The 17,866-nt window shown below is 36.5% G+C and carries 16 protein-coding genes; 4 read left to right on the top strand and 12 right to left on the bottom strand.

Translation table 11 applies throughout. The annotated features are described in order from the left end of the window. Positions 1-45 precede the first annotated feature (45 nt). From EMTOL_RS01035 to EMTOL_RS01015, 6 genes are all read right to left on the bottom strand, one after another. Positions 46-738: a response regulator transcription factor gene (locus EMTOL_RS01035; protein WP_015027399.1), complete on the bottom strand. Its 693-nt coding sequence runs from the start codon at positions 736-738 to the stop codon at positions 46-48. 79 nt (positions 739-817) lie between these two features. Continuing rightward, on the bottom strand, positions 818-2,515 hold the full coding sequence (locus EMTOL_RS01030; protein WP_015027398.1) for a sodium:solute symporter family protein: 1,698 nt from the start codon (positions 2,513-2,515) through the stop codon (positions 818-820). After that, positions 2,512-2,649: a hypothetical protein gene (locus EMTOL_RS22325; protein ID WP_015027397.1), complete on the bottom strand. Its 138-nt coding sequence runs from the start codon at positions 2,647-2,649 to the stop codon at positions 2,512-2,514. The genes EMTOL_RS01030 and EMTOL_RS22325 overlap by 4 nt, the downstream gene beginning before the upstream one ends. Positions 2,650-2,708: 59 nt before the next feature. After that, positions 2,709-4,886: a type IX secretion system periplasmic lipoprotein PorW/SprE gene (gene porW / locus EMTOL_RS01025; RefSeq protein ID WP_015027396.1), complete on the bottom strand. Its 2,178-nt coding sequence runs from the start codon at positions 4,884-4,886 to the stop codon at positions 2,709-2,711. 149 nt (positions 4,887-5,035) lie between these two features. Further along, positions 5,036-5,794, bottom strand: coding sequence for a patatin-like phospholipase family protein (locus EMTOL_RS01020; RefSeq protein WP_015027395.1), 759 nt, complete (start codon positions 5,792-5,794; stop codon positions 5,036-5,038). Between the two features lie 51 nt (positions 5,795-5,845). Further along, on the bottom strand, positions 5,846-6,682 hold the full coding sequence (locus EMTOL_RS01015; RefSeq protein ID WP_015027394.1) for an MBL fold metallo-hydrolase: 837 nt from the start codon (positions 6,680-6,682) through the stop codon (positions 5,846-5,848). Between the two features lie 139 nt (positions 6,683-6,821). Between EMTOL_RS01015 and EMTOL_RS01010 the strand changes: the two genes are divergently transcribed. The 4 genes from EMTOL_RS01010 to EMTOL_RS00995 all read left to right on the top strand — a co-directional run bounded on the left by EMTOL_RS01010 (position 6,822) and on the right by EMTOL_RS00995 (position 13,819). Next, on the top strand, positions 6,822-8,198 hold the full coding sequence (locus tag EMTOL_RS01010; RefSeq protein WP_015027393.1) for a HAMP domain-containing sensor histidine kinase: 1,377 nt from the start codon (positions 6,822-6,824) through the stop codon (positions 8,196-8,198). A gap of 85 nt (positions 8,199-8,283) precedes the next feature. Beyond that, the gene (locus EMTOL_RS01005; protein ID WP_015027392.1) at positions 8,284-11,823 is read left to right on the top strand and encodes a DUF7948 domain-containing protein; all 3,540 of its coding nucleotides are present in this window, start codon (positions 8,284-8,286) and stop codon (positions 11,821-11,823) included. Positions 11,824-11,909: 86 nt separating this feature from the next. Then, complete coding sequence (locus tag EMTOL_RS01000) at positions 11,910-12,365, top strand: DUF4920 domain-containing protein (protein WP_015027391.1); 456 nt, start codon at positions 11,910-11,912, stop codon at positions 12,363-12,365. 170 nt (positions 12,366-12,535) lie between these two features. After that, complete coding sequence (locus EMTOL_RS00995) at positions 12,536-13,819, top strand: amidohydrolase family protein (protein ID WP_015027390.1); 1,284 nt, start codon at positions 12,536-12,538, stop codon at positions 13,817-13,819. Positions 13,820-13,867: 48 nt separating this feature from the next. On the opposite strand, the gene EMTOL_RS00990 is transcribed toward EMTOL_RS00995, so the two are convergent. The 6 genes from EMTOL_RS00990 to EMTOL_RS00965 all read right to left on the bottom strand — a co-directional run bounded on the left by EMTOL_RS00990 (position 13,868) and on the right by EMTOL_RS00965 (position 17,782). Further along, positions 13,868-14,575 carry an SDR family oxidoreductase gene (locus EMTOL_RS00990; protein WP_015027389.1) on the bottom strand — a complete coding sequence of 236 codons (708 nt, stop codon included), beginning with the start codon at positions 14,573-14,575 and terminating at the stop codon, positions 13,868-13,870. 73 nt (positions 14,576-14,648) lie between these two features. Next, positions 14,649-14,855, bottom strand: coding sequence for a DUF3820 family protein (locus EMTOL_RS00985; protein ID WP_015027388.1), 207 nt, complete (start codon positions 14,853-14,855; stop codon positions 14,649-14,651). Beyond that, the gene (locus EMTOL_RS00980) at positions 14,852-15,235 is read right to left on the bottom strand and encodes a DUF3037 domain-containing protein (RefSeq protein WP_015027387.1); all 384 of its coding nucleotides are present in this window, start codon (positions 15,233-15,235) and stop codon (positions 14,852-14,854) included. The genes EMTOL_RS00985 and EMTOL_RS00980 overlap by 4 nt, the downstream gene beginning before the upstream one ends. After that, positions 15,213-15,998 carry a HipA family kinase gene (locus EMTOL_RS00975; protein ID WP_015027386.1) on the bottom strand — a complete coding sequence of 262 codons (786 nt, stop codon included), beginning with the start codon at positions 15,996-15,998 and terminating at the stop codon, positions 15,213-15,215. Before EMTOL_RS00975 ends, EMTOL_RS00980 begins: the two co-directional genes overlap by 23 nt. Before the next feature lie 11 nt (positions 15,999-16,009). Next, positions 16,010-16,399: a nuclear transport factor 2 family protein gene (locus EMTOL_RS00970; RefSeq protein ID WP_015027385.1), complete on the bottom strand. Its 390-nt coding sequence runs from the start codon at positions 16,397-16,399 to the stop codon at positions 16,010-16,012. Positions 16,400-16,411: 12 nt separating this feature from the next. Then, positions 16,412-17,782, bottom strand: coding sequence for an alkaline phosphatase family protein (locus EMTOL_RS00965; protein ID WP_015027384.1), 1,371 nt, complete (start codon positions 17,780-17,782; stop codon positions 16,412-16,414). Positions 17,783-17,866 lie beyond the last annotated feature (84 nt).

The raw sequence follows: 17,866 nt of genomic DNA, 5'->3' as shown, positions 1-17,866 counted from the left end.
TAAGGTGTACTTTTTTGTATATCTATTTAACTGGGAAGTGAATCGTTATTCATCTTTTAAAACATAGCCCATGCCTGTTTTGGTATGAATGAGTTTTGGCTCAAAATCTTTGTCGATTTTTTTTCGCAAGAAGTTAATGTAAACTTCAATCACATTTAAACTATTTTCGGCATTATTTCCTTCCCAAATCTTTTCAGCAATCTCGGCTTTAGATACTACTTTACCTTTATTTCGTATTAAGTATTCAAGTAATGAAAATTCTTTAGGAGTAAGGTCTATGTGTTTACCCTGACGTGAGGCCATTTTACTCTCAAGGTTAATTTCAAGGTCTGCGATACGAAGCAGATTTGCGTTGTTTTCATTCTCTGCATAAGCACGTTTTAAGAAAACATTTACGCGAGCAATCAATTCTCTGTATTCGAAAGGTTTTACTATGTAATCATCAGCACCTTTTTCAAAGCCCGTAATTTTATCATCTGTTTCGCCCAATGCAGTTAACATGATAATTGGCGTTTGGCGGTCTTTTTCTCTGATTTTCGCACAAACTTCATAACCATTCATTTGTGGGAGATTTACATCCAACAAAATCAGGTCAAACTTACCGCTAAGCCCAAAGCGAAGCCCGATTTGACCATCGTAGGCCACTTCGGTATCAAATTCTTTTTCAGACAAACCCTTAACAAGGTTTTCGGCCAATCGTTGGTCGTCTTCTACAATGAGTATGCGTTTTTTTTCCATAATCTTATTTGAGGAAAGCTTTTAGCCAAGAAAGCTAAAATTTTATAATGCCTCCTCTTTTTTGAAGGCACATAATTAATTATACCTTAGCTAATTTCAAATTTTTCTGCAAAATCCATGCAATACCTATTACCAAAAAGCAACCAATAGGGTTAAACCATAGATAAGCTATCCATTCTTTTTTCAAAATTACTTGCGGAATACCAATGCCAAGAATTATAGTTTGACTAATAACCGCTGCCCAAAATGTGGCAGTTCCGCCGATATTCTTGAAGTAAAATGCTACTAAAAATACACCTAAAATAATTCCGTAGAATAGCGAACCAAGCACATTTACTACTTCTATCATATTGCCAAGTTCGTTGGCGTATTGTGCAACAAATATACAAAAAAGCCCCCACAAAACGGTTGAAACTTTGGAAGCGTTGAGTTCTGACTTTTCGGTTGGCGTATTTTTGCTGAATTTTCGATAAACATCAACTACCGATGTCGCCGCCAATGAATTATAGGCCGAAGCAATTGAACCCATCGAAGCAGCGAAAATAACAGCAACCAAAAGCCCAATAAGGCCATGCGGAAGGTGATCGAGTACGAATCTTAGAAACACATAATCACGGTCATTGGTGCTGGCCGATGGATTATTTTTCTTGATTAGACCTGCCACTTCACTTTTGAGAGCTTTTGAAATTGAATCTGATTCAGCTAAGCTATTTTGATAAATTTTAAGCTGCTCTTCTTCTAAATTAGATGAAATTAATAAAAGATTTTTACGTTTCTCAGTCACTTCGTTATATCGCTGTTCAAGACTTTCTAACTGTGGTGCGTATTGACTTGTACGTAATTTATCGACTTCTACTTTATTAAAGAAAATAGGAGCAGGATTGTATTGATAGAAAACAAAAACCAAGACACCTACAAGTAAAATCAAGAATTGCATGGGTACTTTTAATAAACCATTCATTACTAAACCCAAACGACTTTGTGTAATAGATTCACCAGTTAGATAACGTCCTACTTGTGATTGGTCTGTACCAAAATAAGATAATTGTAAGAAGAAGCCTCCAATTAAACCAGACCAAAGATTATAACGGTCTTTCGGATTAAACTCAAAACTTACTACATTGGTATGGTGGGCTTTTCCCGCAATTTTAAGAGCTTTTACAAAACCAATATTTTCGGGTAGCATCATTACTACAATTACTCCTGCTAAAAACATGGCAACAGTAATAACAATCATTTGTTGAAGGTGGGTGTATGAAATGGCTTTTGTTCCACCAACAACGGTGTAAGTGAGAACCATTCCGCCCATTAAAATATTGGTCCAAAAAATATCCCAACCAAAAATAGTTGATAAAATAATTGCAGGTGCGTAAATTGAAATTCCTGTCGATAGACCACGTTGAATTAAAAATAAAAAGGCAGTAAAGACACGAACTTTCCCATCAAAGCGAGTTTCGAGGTATTCATAAGCTGTATAAACTTTTAAACGATGAAAAATCGGAATAAAAGTTACACACAAAACTATCATGGCTAATGGAAGTCCAAAATAGAACTGTACAAATCTCATTCCATCATCGAAACCTTGTCCAGTTGTTGATAAAAATGTAATGGCACTGGCTTGAGTAGCCATAACTGATAATCCAACATGGTACCACGGAAGTGATTGATTACCAAGTAAATAGCCATCAAGGTCTTTGTCTTTATGGTTTTTATAAACACCATAAATAATTATAAAAAGTAAGGTAACAGTAAGTAAAATCCAGTCGAGGTTTGTCATGAAAAGTATAAGGTGAAAGCGTAGAAAAGTACAATAGATACAACCAAAGAGATAACGACCAAGGTATATACATTTTTCCAAGTTCCTAAAATCGGAGGAACATCATTTTCATCACTTAATTCATTATTTATCATAGTATTTAAGTTTTTTATTGAATTGATTAGTCGGTTAGTATTGTCGAATTTTAGTGTTATTATTTTTTATCTAAAACGGCCATTAATTCCTTTGCACGCCCTAGCAAGGCACTTGAAGGATACCCTTGAATGAATTCGTTTAGTGCTTGTTTGTACGCTTCTTTTTGCTCGGTCTTGGCAAATAAGAATATGCGAAGCATGGCAAATTTATCTTCAATACTTGTACCAGTATAGGTAATTAATCCGTCTTCGGCTAATTTCAATGCCGACTCATAGCTTTTGTTTGAATAAAGATTAAATGCTTGAGAATAAACTGTACTAGCTTTACTCTCGGTATCGCTCGTAATTTCAACTTTGCCTCTAAGAAGCTGTCGAGCATAAGTTGAAGCTGGGTATTTTTCAATCAAGGTTTTTCGATAAGGGCTTGATGCTTGATTATCAGATAAAAGTGTGAGTAAATACAAAACTTCAACTTCATGTACAGTATTTGGAAACCTACTAAGTAGGTTTAAAAATGTTTCGGTAGCATTATCGGGCTCGTTAAACTGAAATTTATAAATCTTGCCAAGCTGATAAAGTGCCTCTTCTTGCTTGCGTTTAGAAACGATTAGTTTTTCGGGTGTTGTTGGAATTTTTTCATAGAGCTCTTTTTTCTTCGATTCCAAAGCAAGCAATTCCTTTTGTTCTTGTTGTTTTTTTATTTCTTCAGGCGAAATTTTAGGTGCTTGCTTGTTTGGTTCTTGACCAACTACGCCTCGCTCAACTTTAAAACTGATAGAGCCCGCTTCCTTATCTTTTCTACGCCAGTTATCATCGAGTGGGCGATTTCCCCAAATTTGTTGAAAATCACTTTTATTTTTCGACATTACAAGTGGGTCGTACAATATCCAACGCTTAAATTCAGGGTCTTTATCTGAAATACGTTCAACAGGAAGGCTATTTTGAGATACTATTTTCTGGGCTAATTCTTGCATCTTACGTTCATCATCTTCTTTTTGTTTGATGATACGTTCAAGTGTTTTATCGAGAGCCGTAGGATTCATTCCTGCCAAACGTTGTAAACTATCTTCAACGATTAGCACTTTTTGGTATTTAACAAAATCAGCAAGTGAAATGGCACGTTTTGCAATTCGCTCATAATCAGAAGAAGTTTTAGGTAAAGCCGTAAGCGTACTATCATAGTACATACTTGCTAAATCGTATTTTCCTAATTGATTATAATGCAATTCCGCTAATTCAAGATAAGTATAAGCGTTTTGAGTGCTATTACCTTTTGAGTTTTTAAGTGAAGCATTAAAGTATTCGATAGCCTTGGGATAGTTTTGTTTTTTCACTTCCAAACTACCCATCGTAAAATAAATCTTATCCTTTAGGTCAGAATTTTTTCTATCAACCAGCATTTTTTTGAAGTTTTCTTGTACTCCTGCGGTACTCCCTCTCCTTGAGGCAGCTTCATCAAGTAGGGTATTCATGCGGGCATAAAACTCCATATCATAATTTGGTCGATTTTGGGCTACAGCCTGAAAATGAGGAATAGCCTTGGCTGGTTGACCAATCATATCATACATTTGCCCAATCGCAAAATGTATGCGGGCTTTTTGTTCCCCCTTGGGCACCAATTTAATGGCTTCTTCTGCAATGGCGGCAGAGATGGCAAACTCTTCACGACGTTGGTGCAAATAGGCTTTTGTCAGATAAAAATCTCTGGTATTTTCTTTGTTCAAGTCAAGTGTACGAAGCACTTCTGCAACTTTTAGGGCAGTATCGTAGTCTTTTTCTTCGGTATATGCCCTCATTAACCAAACCAATGCCGAATGCTTATCGTTTTCATTACTTTGGGTTGAATTAATGTATTTAAATACTTCAATGGCATTTAGAAAATCTTCCTTCAATAATCGAGCTTTTCCAAGTAGAATATAGGCTTCTCCTAAATATTTTGAATTTGAATGACGTTCGGCAATTAATGAAGTTTTTTCAATTACTTCCTTTAAATTGGTTGCCACTGCTTGACTTTTGATAGAATCAATGGGTAGATAGATTGTCATCAAAGAACTATAATTTTCAACTCTCTTATCAAATAGGTCTTTTTCTGCTTGCTTCATGTTTTCACGAGCAATAATAAGCGAATTGAAGCGAGCATTAGCATTATGCCATGCTTTGCTGGTAATGGAGTTACTAAACTGCGAACAAGAGGCAGTAAGTACTAAAATAGTTATCAGTATATATAGTCTTTGCACTTAAACTTTAAAGTTGGATGATAAATACCTTTGTTTTAAACGGTTTTCCTAGAAAAAAATTATCTAATTTGATGCCAAAGTTCACTAAATTCTACTTTTATGCTAGAAGGCATACTTTTTATTTAGAACGAATTCAAAATTAATGGTTTTTAGAGTATATGCGAAAGTTTTCCTTCGGCCGCTCTTAGGGCATGTTCATAACCTAATTGATACATCTCTTTGGCTTTGGCCATACTTAAGCCATTATAATTATAAATTTCATCAGGTTCAATAGCAATATCACACCTTTTAAGTTTTGCTCCGGAGTTATTTCGAATGGCTAGGTAGAGGCTTTTCATTAGAATATCTTTGGCCGAATTTATGGCCATACTATTACTTACGGGAGTTACATTTACACCGATGATAAAGTCACAAATGCCCTCTAAAGGTTCAACGGGTAGGTTATTCAAAATGCCGCCATCAACCAGTATTTTATCTTGAAATTTGATGGGTTCAAAAATTCCGGGAATACTACAAGACGCCATAATTGGCTTGATGAGCTCTCCTTTGCTGAAATAGATTGGCTGACTTTCAATGATATCAGTTGCACAAACTATCAAAGGTAGTTTGAGCTTTTCGAATGAATTATGGGGAATATATTTCAAAAAGATTTCTTCCACTTTCTCCATTTTGAATAAACCAAAACGGTTAAATGCAAATTTGAGAGAATTAATAATTCCCAAAGATTGGATAGTTTCGAAAATAAAATCAGGTGAATAACCTGCAGCGGTTAGAGCTCCTACAATCGAGCCAGCACTTGTGCCTGTAATAATATCGGGTTTAATACCCATTTCATTGAGGGCTTTTAAAGCACCTAAATGTGCAAAACCTCTACTTCCTCCACCCGATAAAGCAATTCCTATTTTCATATTTTTGTTAATACAATGTGTGAATGATAAAATTTTTGAATAGCATAAGACTCAAGAAACTTTCTCAAAATCTCCAACCCGATAACCCTTTTCAGTCAGTTGAACCGTAGCTGCTTCGTGGGTAGGGTCATGGTCGAAGATAATTGTCCAGTTTTCATCAACGGCTTGCTTTAATAACGTTTCTTTTTCTGTCATTGTTTGAAGCGGACGCACATCATAACCCATTACATAAGGTACAGGGATATGAGCATGCGATGGAATGGTATCGGCTATATATAGATAAGTTTTGTCTCCGTGCTTTATTTTCGGCATAATCATCTTTTCGGTGTGGCCTTCTGCATAGAGCAGCTCAATGTTTTCGCCAAATGGGTTTATTATTTTATCTGTAAATTGTAAAGCCCCTGTTTCTTGCATAGGCATAATGTTTTCTTTCAAGAAAGTAGCTTTTTCTCTTGGATTGGGTTTTGTTGCTGTTGCCCAATGTTCAGAGTGAGTCCAGTAATTGGCATTCGGGAATACTAATTCGAGGCGGTCTTTACTTGTATTCCATTTTACGCTGCCTCCACAATGGTCGAAATGCAAATGTGTACTTAATACATCTGTGATTTCATTTGGAGAATAACCTGCTTTTTTGATGGAAGTCATGAGGTCTCCATCGCCATGGCGAAAATAAAAACCTTGCCAACGGGCATCTTGTTTATCCCCCATGCCGCTATCAATCAGTATTAGTTGTTTACCAGTGTCGATTAATAAACAACGCATAGCCCAGCTACAAAGATTATTTTCATCTGCTGGCATTTGTTTATTCCAAATGCTTTTCGGTACAACCCCAAACATTGCTCCACCGTCTAATTTAAAGTGGCCCGCATCAATTACATGAATTTGCATATATTTTGCTAATTGTTTCTTAAATTTGTTTTGGGGCTTCACTGTGTGACTGACCCGTTTCAAATTTAGTCAAAATTACGTCTTTAGCAAAGCCGTAGTCTTCGAAGCCACTAATGGTTAGAGGTACGGTACATAACTTATGCAGATTCGCACTAAAATAGCAATTCAGTTTACGATAATCATTGCTTTGATTCTCACGATTTTCTCATTGGCGGTCTATTATACTTCTGAGAACTTTCGTAAGCAAGAATTTTATAACCGTCTAAATGACCGTGCGATTCTTACCGCTGGACTTTTGAAAGAATTAAAAATTACGGAAAAAGATAAAAAGAAACTCCGTGATGCAAATAAGACCTTTCTGAGCAAATTGAATGCCGAGAAAGTTTTGATGTTTAACGAAAAAAACGAATTGGTTTATGCTAGTTACGAGGCTGAAAAGTTTTTGTTTAGTCCTGATTTTTTGAACCAAGTTCGAAGACAGAAATACATAGAAACTAGCGATTGGGATAACCAAGTAATTGGAACAATGTATAAGAGCGAAGATGGTAAATCTTATGTGGTGGTGGCATCGGCTCGTGATAAATATGGAACAGATAAGCTAAAGAATATTCGTGATACTTTATTGATTAGTTTTATTATAGGAATTTTACTGACAATTTTCTTAGGAATTATCTTCGCTGGGCAATCACTCAAACCAATTGCCGAAATCAATGACGAAATCACCAATATTACAGCTTATAACTTAAAACAGAAACTCAATACAGGTAATAATAAAGATGAAATTGCTCAACTGGCACTTAATTTTAATCAGATGCTTGAGCGTTTGGAGCGTTCTTTCGAACTCCAAAAAAGCTTTGTATCCAATGCTTCACATGAGTTACGAACGCCCTTGGCGGCCATAAAATCGGAAATCCAGATTGCATTAGAGCAAGACCGTACCCCCGATGCATACAAAGCAATTCTGCGGTCTTTACTGATTGATAATCAGCGACTTATTCAGTTGACGAATGGTTTGTTACAGTTAGCTAAATCAGAGAATCGTGATAATAGTTTACTAATGAAACCCACTAGATTGGACGAATTGTTATTTAAAGCTCAAGAAGAAGTGCAAAGTCAAAATAGTGAATATAATATTTCAATCGATTTCGATGATATCCCCGATGATGATGAGTGGGTGAGTACGAATGGAAATGAAGCATTGTTACTCACTGTTTTTACGAATTTATTAGAAAATGCCTGTAAATACTCACCCGACCACCGAGCTGAAGCAAAGATTCGCTTCAATGAAAAACATTGTATTGTGGCCGTAAAAGACAATGGTATAGGTATTGCTGCTGGTGAGTTAAGCAAAATTTTTGAGCCTTTTTATCGAACCGCCAATGCTTCTAAATACCGTGGGCATGGCATTGGCTTATCGGTTTGTCGAAGAATTATTGATATGCATCAAGGCCGTATTAATGTAACGAGTGAAGAGGGAAAGGGCAGTACATTTGTGGTTACATTGCCCCATTTGTAGAGCATTCACAATAAATTTTATGTTACTCTGAATAATAGAAACGTCAAAATAGTATGTTTATAAATGCGTGAATCATGCTTTGCCAATGAAATATCTATTACTAATCTTTTTTGCAGTTAATGTAATTGTGACCTTTGCCACTCCCAAGCCCTCAATCAGATTTATTCGAAATGAAGGACAGTGGGAGGCTTCTGTTAGATACCGTGCAGATATTCCCGGCGGCTACTTATTAGTTAAAAATACGGGTGTTCAGTATGTGTTTTACGATACTGAGGCATTATCAACGATTCATACAGGCGGATTAGATGCAAAATCGGGTAGAAAAACGATTGGACCTATCAAAGGACACGCCTATGAAATGACTTTCAAAGATGCTAATCTTACTCCAAAAATAGAAGCTGTTTCTCCTAATACAACTACATATAATTACTTCCTTGGTAATGACCCCACCAAATGGAAATCGAGTGTAACAGCTTTTGATGAGCTATATATTAAAGATATTTATCCAAATATAGATTTCAAACTTTATAGTTTCGAACAATCACTCAAATACGAATACATTGCTAAACCTCAAGCAGATGTTTCGAAGATTAGAATGAGGTATGAGGGTTTGGAGCATCTTAGTTCCGAAAATGGCCAGTTGCTTTATAAAACTTCTGTCAATGTAGTGAAGGAGTTTGAACCTTACACTTTTCAAACCCAAAACGGAACAACAATTGATGTGAAATCGAAATTTCGTATCAATAATAATGAAGTAAGTTTTGAATTTCCCGAAAAGTATGATGCCTCAAAACCGCTAATTATTGACCCAGAACTTGTGTTTTCTACATATTCTGGTTCAAAATCTGATAATTGGGCTCAGACAGCCACATATGATGCTGATGGTAATTTATTTGCCGGTGGCACTGTGTTTGGACTTGAATTTCCAGTAACAAACGGAGCCTTTCAAATAAAAGGGAGTTCTACCACTGCGTCAAGTGCAGAAAATATTGCGGGTTATGGAGTTACAGATGTAGTAATTATGAAGTTTAGTTCTGATGGCTCTCAGCTACTTTATTCTACTTATTTAGGTGGAAATGCCTCAGAGGTTGCTCATAGTTTAGTGGCAAATTCGAAAGGAGAATTGGTTGTTTTTGGTACAACATCTTCCAATGATTTTCCTGTTAATCGTTCGTCTTATCAAAAAACCTTTGCTGGCGGAAGCTTGATTGGTATTTATTCTTCTCTCTCCGCTGCCGACCAAGACCCTAATTTTACAGGAATTGGTTTTGAGCGAGGAACCGATATTTTTGTTGCCGTGTTGAGTGCCGATGGTAAAAGTTTAGTGGGTAGTACGTATGTTGGAGGTAAAGCCAATGATGGTTTTAATGATACACGTGCTTTAAACATCAAAAATTATGGAGATGAATATCGAGGGGAAGTAATAGTTGATAATGATGATAATATTTATTTTGCTTCTATTACAGCTTCTTCAGATTTCCCACTTGTAAATCAATCACAAGCGACGAAGGGTGAGGGTTTTGATGGGGTCGTCTGTAAACTTAATCGAGCTTGTACGCAACTTTTATGGAGTACATATTTAAGCGGAAATAATTTTGATGCGGCCTACGGTATCAAAGTAACACAAAATGGCAAAATCTATGTTTGTGGACAAACTTTTAGTGCAAATTTGGCAACGAAAAGTGGAGCCTTCGCCCCAAGCTACGCAGGTAGTGGAGATGGTTTTATTGCCAAGTTTAGTACAGAGGGTGTAATCGAACAACTTACTTATGTAGGAACAAAAGATGCTGATGTAAATTTCTTTATAGAAACTGATAAAGAGGAAAATGTCTATGTTTTTGGCTTAACTTTAGGTCAATATCCTGTTTCTGGAGATGTTTATAATAATCCTAAAAGTGGCCAGTTTATTCATTGCTTTGATAAAAACTTAACAAAAAGTGTTTTTTCAACTGTTGTAGGCACGGGTCGGGGAATTGGTAAAATTGATATAGTTCCGACCGCCTTCTTAGTAAATGATTGTGGGAATATCTACCTTTCTGGTTGGGGGGGAAAAGTAAATGCTGCGGTTAGTAGAAATTTAAATCGAAATAGTACTACCACTGGTTTGCCTATTACTTCGGATGCTTATCAAACCACCACCACGGGAAGTAATTATTATTTCATGATACTCGAAAAAGGAGCAAAGTCTTTACTTTATGCTACTTTTTTTGGTGCATCTGCTCCGCCAATATCTGAAGGTGAAGTAGGCGACCACCTCGATGGCGGTACTTGTAGATTCGATAAAAACGGAATTATCTATCATACTGCCTGTTCGTGTTTACCGCGGCAAGGGCAGGCAGTGGCTACTTTTCCAATTAAAAATGCTTATCAGCCGCGTCACATGAGTACAAATTGTAATATGGCTGCTTTTAAATTTAGCATAGATGCTCTAAAAGCGGATTTTGAAATTAAAAACGCATCAAACCAAACGGTTACCGAAATTTGTGCTCCTGCTCGTTTGAATTTCAATAATTTGAGTGTTGGTGCTAAAACCTACGAATGGGAATTTAATGGAACAGTAATTTCAAGATTAAAAGATGTGAATTTTAATTTCACTAATCCTGGAGAATATACGATTAAGCTACGAATATTTAATAAAATTACATGCCGAACCACCGATTCAACTGTGAAGAAAATCTTGGTAAAAGGTTTTATCGCCAAAGCAGGAAAAGATACGTTAGTTTGTCCAGATTCCCCTGTACAATTATTAGCGGAAGGGGGAAATAAATACACTTGGTCGCCTACAACTAATTTAAATAATTCAAATATCCCAAACCCACTTGCTACTCCTAAAACAACTACAAAATATACCGTTGTAGTGGAGAAAGATGGTTGCACTATGTCGAAAGATGTGACCATCAAGGTTGAGGATAACAAAATTGATTTTCAAGCGACGGGTGGAAAAGAAATTTGTGCTGGACAAAGCGTGACCCTTACCGCAATTGGAAATGCTACCAAGTTTACGTGGTCAGGTACCTCTTTGAAAGATACTGTAGCTAAACAAATTACGGTAAAACCAACCGAAACAACAACTTATTCAGTGAAAGGTGAATATTTAGATGGTTGTAAACCAACCAGAACTACCACTGTAATCATTGATAATTCCTTCAAGCCAGACTTTGATTATAGTCTTACCCAATTTTGTGATAAACCTTATGAATTGACTTTTTATAATAAAAGCATTAATGCGAGTACTTTTACTTGGGATTTTGGCAATCAAGATTCCGTGAAATCAGTAGTTCCAACGGCCTATCGTTTTCAAAAAGGGGGCATTTATTCGGTTAGTTTGAAGGCTTATAATAAAATTGGTTGTGAAATGGTTATTACAAAAAATGTTGATATTCCTGAAGGTGATGGAAAAGTTCCGAATGTATTAACGCCTAACAATGATGGAAAAAATGATACCTTTGTAACTGGATTCAAGAATGCCACGGTTGAAATATATAATCGCTTCGGAAAAATGATATTTAATTCAAAAAACTATCAGAATGATTGGGGAAACGGCATCGCATCAGGTACTTATTATTACACCATTAAAACTGATACTGGAGTCGACTGTAAAGGCTGGGTGACAGTGATTGATTAGTAAAATAAGTATAAAATTTCCTATAAATAATTCAGATGATTCTGTATAATGCAACAAATTTTAAAACAAATAAATAATTCCAAACAATGAAAAAATTCATAACACTTCTCGCAATTACTTTTATAATCAATGTTTCTTTCGGTCAAAAATATGATAGCTTCGGCGAAAAAATTAAACCAAGTGGAGCTATAACAACGAGCGATTTAGCAAAAAAAGCAGCTGAAAAAGGCACTTTAAATGCTAAAGTAACTGGGGTAGTTGAATCAGTTTGTCAGGTAAAAGGTTGTTGGATGAAGGTAAAAATGGATGATGGACAAACGATGCGTGTAACTTTTAAAGATTATGGTTTCTTTGTGCCAAAAGATATTACAGGGAAAACAATTGTGTTTGAAGGAAATGCAAAAACAAAAACAACTTCAGTTGAAGAACTTCGCCATTACGCAGAAGATGCAGGCAAAAGCAAGGATGAAATTGCTAAAATTACAGAACCAAAAACTGAATTAGCATTTGAAGCAAATGGTGTTTTAGTACCTAAAAACTAAAGCTTTCTGCTCATATATTCGAAAGGCTTTCCTTCAAAGGAAAGCCTTTTTTGTTGGATGTCTCTGAAAAAAATCTTTTCGCCTATTTATTTATACAACTCATAAAAAAAATCTTACTTTTATCGGGTCGATTTAATCGTTATTTTCCTCCTAAACTAAAAAACATCTCAATGAAAAAAACTTACCTTTTGGCTCTTGCCCTTGGCTTGTCGGTTTCGGCTTTTGCTCAACGTACACTCATTCATTGTGGAACGTTGATTGATGGTGTGAGCAATACACCGAAATCACAAATGACAATCGTCGTTGAAAAGAATCGTATAACTGATGTGCAGTCAGGTTATACGGCAGCTCAAGCAAACGACAAAGTAGTAGATTTGAAAAACCGAACAGTTACTCCTGGCTGGATTGATATGCACGTGCATATTGAAAGTGAAACCAGTAAAGACCAATATTTAAAACGTATGAGCCAAAATATGGCTGATATTGCTTTTGAGGCACAAAAACATGCCAATACGACCTTGATGGCAGGTTTTACAAGTGTGCGTGACTTGGGTGGATCGGGCGTAAATATTTCGCTGCGTAATGCTATTACTAAGGGTTTAACTGTTGGTCCAAGAATTTTTACTTCTGGTAAAACAATTGCAACAACTGGTGGGCACGGCGACCCAACTAACGGAATTAATAGTTCAAAATATACCGTACCTGATGATGTTACGGATGGTGTTGTAAACAGCCCAGAAGAAGGCCGTCAGGCAGTTCGTCAACGCTACAAAGATGGTGCTGATTGTATCAAAATTACAGCTACGGGTGGTGTGTTAAGTGTGGCAAAAAATGGTAAAGGACCACAATTTACCGAAAACGAAATCGAAGCAATTGTTTCAACTGCCAAAGATTATGGTTTTATTGTGGCGGCTCATGCTCATGGTGCTGAAGGAATGAAGCGTGCAATTCGTGCTGGTGTAACAACGATTGAGCACGGAACTTTCATGGACGATGAAGCTATTGAATTATTTAAAAAACATGGTACTTATTATGTGCCAACTATAATTGCAGGAAAAACCGTAGGAGATTCGGTGAAAGTACCGGGTTATTATCACCCATTAGTAGTACCTAAAGCAATCGAAACTTCTAAGCAAATTGCTGCTACTTTTGCTAAAGCATATAAAGCTGGTGTAAAAGTTGCGTTTGGTACTGACGCTGGGGTTTTCCCGCATGGATATAATGCGAAAGAGTTTCAGTATATGGTTGAGGGTGGCATGCCAATGATGGAAGCTATTAAATCTGCTACTATCGTAAATGCCACTGTTCTGGGAATGAAAGAAGAATTAGGTTCGATAGAAAAAGGTAAATTTGCTGATATTGTGGCGGTAGAAGGAGACCCACTTCAGGATGCTAAAGCAATGATGAATGTTGCTTTTGTAATGAAAGATGGTAAAATTTATAAGCAGAAATAATATTTAAGGGAATCTTCGTTTTAAGCGAAGATTCCCTTCATTTTAAATTTACTTCGGCATTGTTGGACGAACCTCGATTTTGCTTGGTAGCGTACGAGCTGGCATCTTAATTAAATCCGATACTATTTGCCCAATATCTTCTGGCTGGATTTTCCATGCATCTTTCTCGTTTGGTTCGTGATTATTAAAATAAGTTGCAACCGAACCCGGCATAATTGTGCTAACCTTTATTCCCTCATTTCTTAAATCAAGCATAATGGCTTGGGTGTAACCAACTAATCCAAATTTACTGGCATTGTATGCACTTCCATTAGCAAAGAAGTTGGTACCTGCCAAACTAGCTATGCTGATGAAATAACCCTTTGATGCTTTTAGTGCTTCTAAAGAAGCTTTAGTACTGTAAAATACACCTGTGAGATTGATGTCAATGGTTTCTTGCCATTGTTCAACCGAAAGCGATTGAATAGGAGCGAAGTGTCCAACGCCTGCATTGGCAATAAAGTAGTCGAGGCGTCCCCAAGTTTTTAAAACAGTATCAACGGCGTGCTGCTGAGATGCTAAATTTCTTACATCTGATTCAATCCCCAAAGCATATCCTTCTTTGATTTTATTTAATTCAGTGGCTGCTTTTTCGGCAGCTTCTTGGGTACGGCTTGTGATGGTTACCTTTATTCCTTCTTTGATTAAAACTTCGGCTACACCATAGCCAATTCCTTTTGAGCCTCCTGTGATGAGTGCGGTTTTTATTTCAGACATATTTTCTATTAGTTTTTAAGGAAATTTTTTCAAGGAAGCCTTCGCTTAAAGCGAAGACTTCCTTTGTTTTTATTTATTTCAAAGGTTTTAATAAATACTCCAATCCATTGACTTTTATTTCGTACATAGTAGCCAATAACATTCCCAACTTTCCTGCGGGGAAGCCTTTATTATGATACCAAATCAAATAATACTCAGGTAAATCACAAATGAATCTTCCTTTATATTTCCCAAATGGCATCTGAATTTTTACTAAATCTTGTAGTACTTGTGAGTTCATAATACTAATTCATTAAACAAGCAATTCATCGTTTCTTCGGCATTTTGGGTGTAGCCCGGATGTACTTTTGAGGTCTGAATAATCGTACTGCGAGTGGCTGTCAACCATCTGAAGCGGGCCGATATTGCCAAGCTCCCAATTGGACCCCCATTTTTGCCCCCACTACAGATTTTTTGCCAAGTTTCGAGATAATCATTCAGTTCTTCGCAATCAATATTACTTGAAAATGCACGTATTCGTGCTTCATCAATCTTGAAAACTGACTTTAAAAAATGCTGCTTGGCACAGTATAAAATGATGCCTACATTCAGAAACTCCTCTCTCTCAACCTTTGGAACTACCCGAATGACAGCGTATTCATATAAGACTTTTTCTTGCATTTTGGGCTTCTTTTACTAATAAATCAGAGATTTCTAAACGTTTTTCTATGAATTTGGTATAAACTGCTCGACGGTCTTCGGCAGTTTCATCATAAGTATCAGCCAATAGCCATTCATCTGGAATTAGAGAGGTAATTTCTCTAATAATTTCTGAATTGAGTTTTTGCTTGAAAGCCTGATTGACACTATCAAGTTCACTGGCTTTGGGAAGCAAAACATGGTCTTTAATGGCAGCGAATGGGCGTTCGGCTTGTGATTCCCAGCTATCACATGAATGATGAAAATACAATGAGGCACCGTGGTCAATCAACCATAATTCTTTGTGCCACATAAGCATATTGGTATTCCTGAAAGTGCGGTCAACATTTGTCAGAATACAATCTAACCAAACAATTTGTGAAGCAAGTAGGGGAGAAACTTCCGAAATGACTGGGTCGAAGGTTATTGAGCCTGAAAGATAATGTACACCCAGATTTTGCCCAACACTTGCTTGCAGTAAATCTTGGATTTCCTCATCTGGCTCTGTCTTGCTAAAACTATCATCGAGCATAGCAAAAACCATTTCAGGCATTTTCAAACCTAGAAAACGAGCCAGTTCTCCGCCAATTAATTCAGCAATGAGAGCTTTTACACCTTGTCCTGCCCCACGAAATTTGATAACATATAAAAAGCCATCATCGGCTTCGACAATGGCTGGTAATGAACCACCTTCTCGCAAAGGTGTTACGTAACGAGTAATATTTACGGTTCGGAGATTTTGCATCTATATTTGGCTTATTGAATAAAATAAACCTTTTTAATTTTATTGTTTTCTACTTGATAAATAGCAACCGCTTCAAAGGTTTTACCCGCACCCGTGATGTATTCTTTATCAATTACTGTGTTGCCTTGAACAATGCGATTTTTTAGTTCACAATGAAGTTTTGGGGTATTTTTAAAGAATTCTCCGTAATCTTTTCTCATGGTTTCTTTGCCTTTGTAGAGTAATTTATCAGGGAAACCATAAATTTCTACATCATCAGCATAAGGCTCAACAAAGGCATCAATATTGTGAGCATTGTAGGCTTCTAACTGCTTTTGAGCCAATGACTCAGGCGTAGTCTCCTGTTTCTGAGCAAATGTTAAATTTCCAACTAAGATTAGAAATAAGAATAGTTTATTCATTGTTTGAAGTGTTTATTTTTCTTCAAAAATACTATTCCAAATCACATTATATACATCAGTTGCCGCAATTTCATCAGAAGTTTTTTGATTACTTATCAAAACAGGATAATATTCTTTACCAATATCAAGTGTACCATGTGAACCTTTAATTAAAGTTGCATCAAGTGGAATCACATCCATTCTATATCGGAATCCTAATAATTTTCGAGCTAATTTATAAGCGGCACGAAGTTTAATGAACGGATTTTTAGGATTCATAAACATTTCAACGGGGTCGTAACCGGGTTTGTTATGAATATCTACACTACGGGCAAAATCAGGAGCAACTTTATCATCAAACCAGTAATAGTATGTAAACCAACTATCGGCTTTGGCCATTAAAACCAAATCTCCTGCTCGCTGGTGGTCAATATTGTGCTCTTGTTTTTCGGCTTCGTCCATTATCAAAGCGATTCCTTCTACTTTAGATAGAATAGATTTGATTCGCTCTTTTTGAGTTAAATCGTTGATGTAAATATGGGCAATTTGGTGGTCTGCGGCGGCAAATGCTTTCGATGCTCCACCATCAAGTAACTCATGACCACTTTCAACTCTGACCGATAAAAGTCCGTTTTCTCTTAAAATACGATTAATGTGAATAGGGTTACTCACATTATTAATTCCATACTCCGAAAGTAGAATGACATTGGCATTTTTTGCTTCATAATATTCTACCAATTCCTTCACTAAATCATCAATTTCGTGTAGATCTTTAGCGATTTTATTAAAATCTACGCCAAATTTTTGTAAACAATAATCTAAGTGTGGCAAGTAAATGAGCGTAAGCGTTGGGTCATTTTCTTTATCAACTTCTAAGGCTGCGTTAGCAATCCATTTTGAACAGTCAATGCTGGTATTAGGCCCCCAAAATTTAAACAATGGGAAAGTTCCAAATTTGGCTTGAAGTTTATCTCGTAAATCGGCAGGATAGGTATAGCAGTCTGGCTCCTTTTTACCGTCAGAATGATACTGTGGTCGTGGGGTAGCCGAAAAATCCGCCGAAGAATACATATTATACCACCAAAACATCTTAGAAACAGTAAAATTTGAATTTTTTTGTCTAGCTGCTTCCCAAATTTTTTCGGCATGAACAAGTTTGTTTGATTGCTTCCAAAACTTCATTTCATTAGCTTCACGGTCATACCAACCATTGCCCACAATTCCGTGCTCAGTAGCAGTTTTACCTGTAAGATAGTAGCTTTGTGCAGTTGTAGTAACCGCAGGAAAAGCTGGTTTTATGTGCGTTAGTTTATTTTTATTGATAAACTGCTGTATAAATGGCGTATGCTCGCCAATAACACTTGAGCTAAGTCCAACTATATCTATAACTACTGTTTTTTTCATTTCTTTGTAGTATTTACACTATTTTTATCTCTTCGCCGTTTATTTTAGCCGATGGAAACTAAAGAGAATATCAAATTGACTTGA

The sequence above is a fragment of the Emticicia oligotrophica DSM 17448 genome (assembly GCF_000263195.1).
Classification (GTDB): Bacteria; Bacteroidota; Bacteroidia; order Cytophagales; family Spirosomataceae; genus Emticicia; species Emticicia oligotrophica.
Note: the sequence above shows the minus strand (reverse complement) of the source record. Positions and strands in the feature narration are given on the sequence as shown.

What these genes read in the sequence shown, in the direction of transcription:
- EMTOL_RS01035 (WP_015027399.1), bottom strand. Translation starts at nt 738, where the DNA reads ATGGAAAAAAAACGCATACTCATTGTAGAAGACGACCAACGATTGGCC.
- EMTOL_RS01030 (WP_015027398.1), bottom strand. Translation starts at nt 2,515, where the DNA reads ATGACAAACCTCGACTGGATTTTACTTACTGTTACCTTACTTTTTATA.
- EMTOL_RS22325 (WP_015027397.1), bottom strand. Translation starts at nt 2,649, where the DNA reads ATGATAAATAATGAATTAAGTGATGAAAATGATGTTCCTCCGATTTTA.
- EMTOL_RS01020 (WP_015027395.1), bottom strand. Translation starts at nt 5,794, where the DNA reads ATGAAAATAGGAATTGCTTTATCGGGTGGAGGAAGTAGAGGTTTTGCA.
- EMTOL_RS01015 (WP_015027394.1), bottom strand. Translation starts at nt 6,682, where the DNA reads ATGCAAATTCATGTAATTGATGCGGGCCACTTTAAATTAGACGGTGGA.
- EMTOL_RS01010 (WP_015027393.1), top strand. Translation starts at nt 6,822, where the DNA reads ATGCAGATTCGCACTAAAATAGCAATTCAGTTTACGATAATCATTGCT.
- EMTOL_RS01005 (WP_015027392.1), top strand. Translation starts at nt 8,284, where the DNA reads ATGAAATATCTATTACTAATCTTTTTTGCAGTTAATGTAATTGTGACC.
- EMTOL_RS01000 (WP_015027391.1), top strand. Translation starts at nt 11,910, where the DNA reads ATGAAAAAATTCATAACACTTCTCGCAATTACTTTTATAATCAATGTT.
- EMTOL_RS00995 (WP_015027390.1), top strand. Translation starts at nt 12,536, where the DNA reads ATGAAAAAAACTTACCTTTTGGCTCTTGCCCTTGGCTTGTCGGTTTCG.
- EMTOL_RS00990 (WP_015027389.1), bottom strand. Translation starts at nt 14,575, where the DNA reads ATGTCTGAAATAAAAACCGCACTCATCACAGGAGGCTCAAAAGGAATT.
- EMTOL_RS00985 (WP_015027388.1), bottom strand. Translation starts at nt 14,855, where the DNA reads ATGAACTCACAAGTACTACAAGATTTAGTAAAAATTCAGATGCCATTT.
- EMTOL_RS00980 (WP_015027387.1), bottom strand. Translation starts at nt 15,235, where the DNA reads ATGCAAGAAAAAGTCTTATATGAATACGCTGTCATTCGGGTAGTTCCA.
- EMTOL_RS00975 (WP_015027386.1), bottom strand. Translation starts at nt 15,998, where the DNA reads ATGCAAAATCTCCGAACCGTAAATATTACTCGTTACGTAACACCTTTG.
- EMTOL_RS00970 (WP_015027385.1), bottom strand. Translation starts at nt 16,399, where the DNA reads ATGAATAAACTATTCTTATTTCTAATCTTAGTTGGAAATTTAACATTT.
- EMTOL_RS00965 (WP_015027384.1), bottom strand. Translation starts at nt 17,782, where the DNA reads ATGAAAAAAACAGTAGTTATAGATATAGTTGGACTTAGCTCAAGTGTT.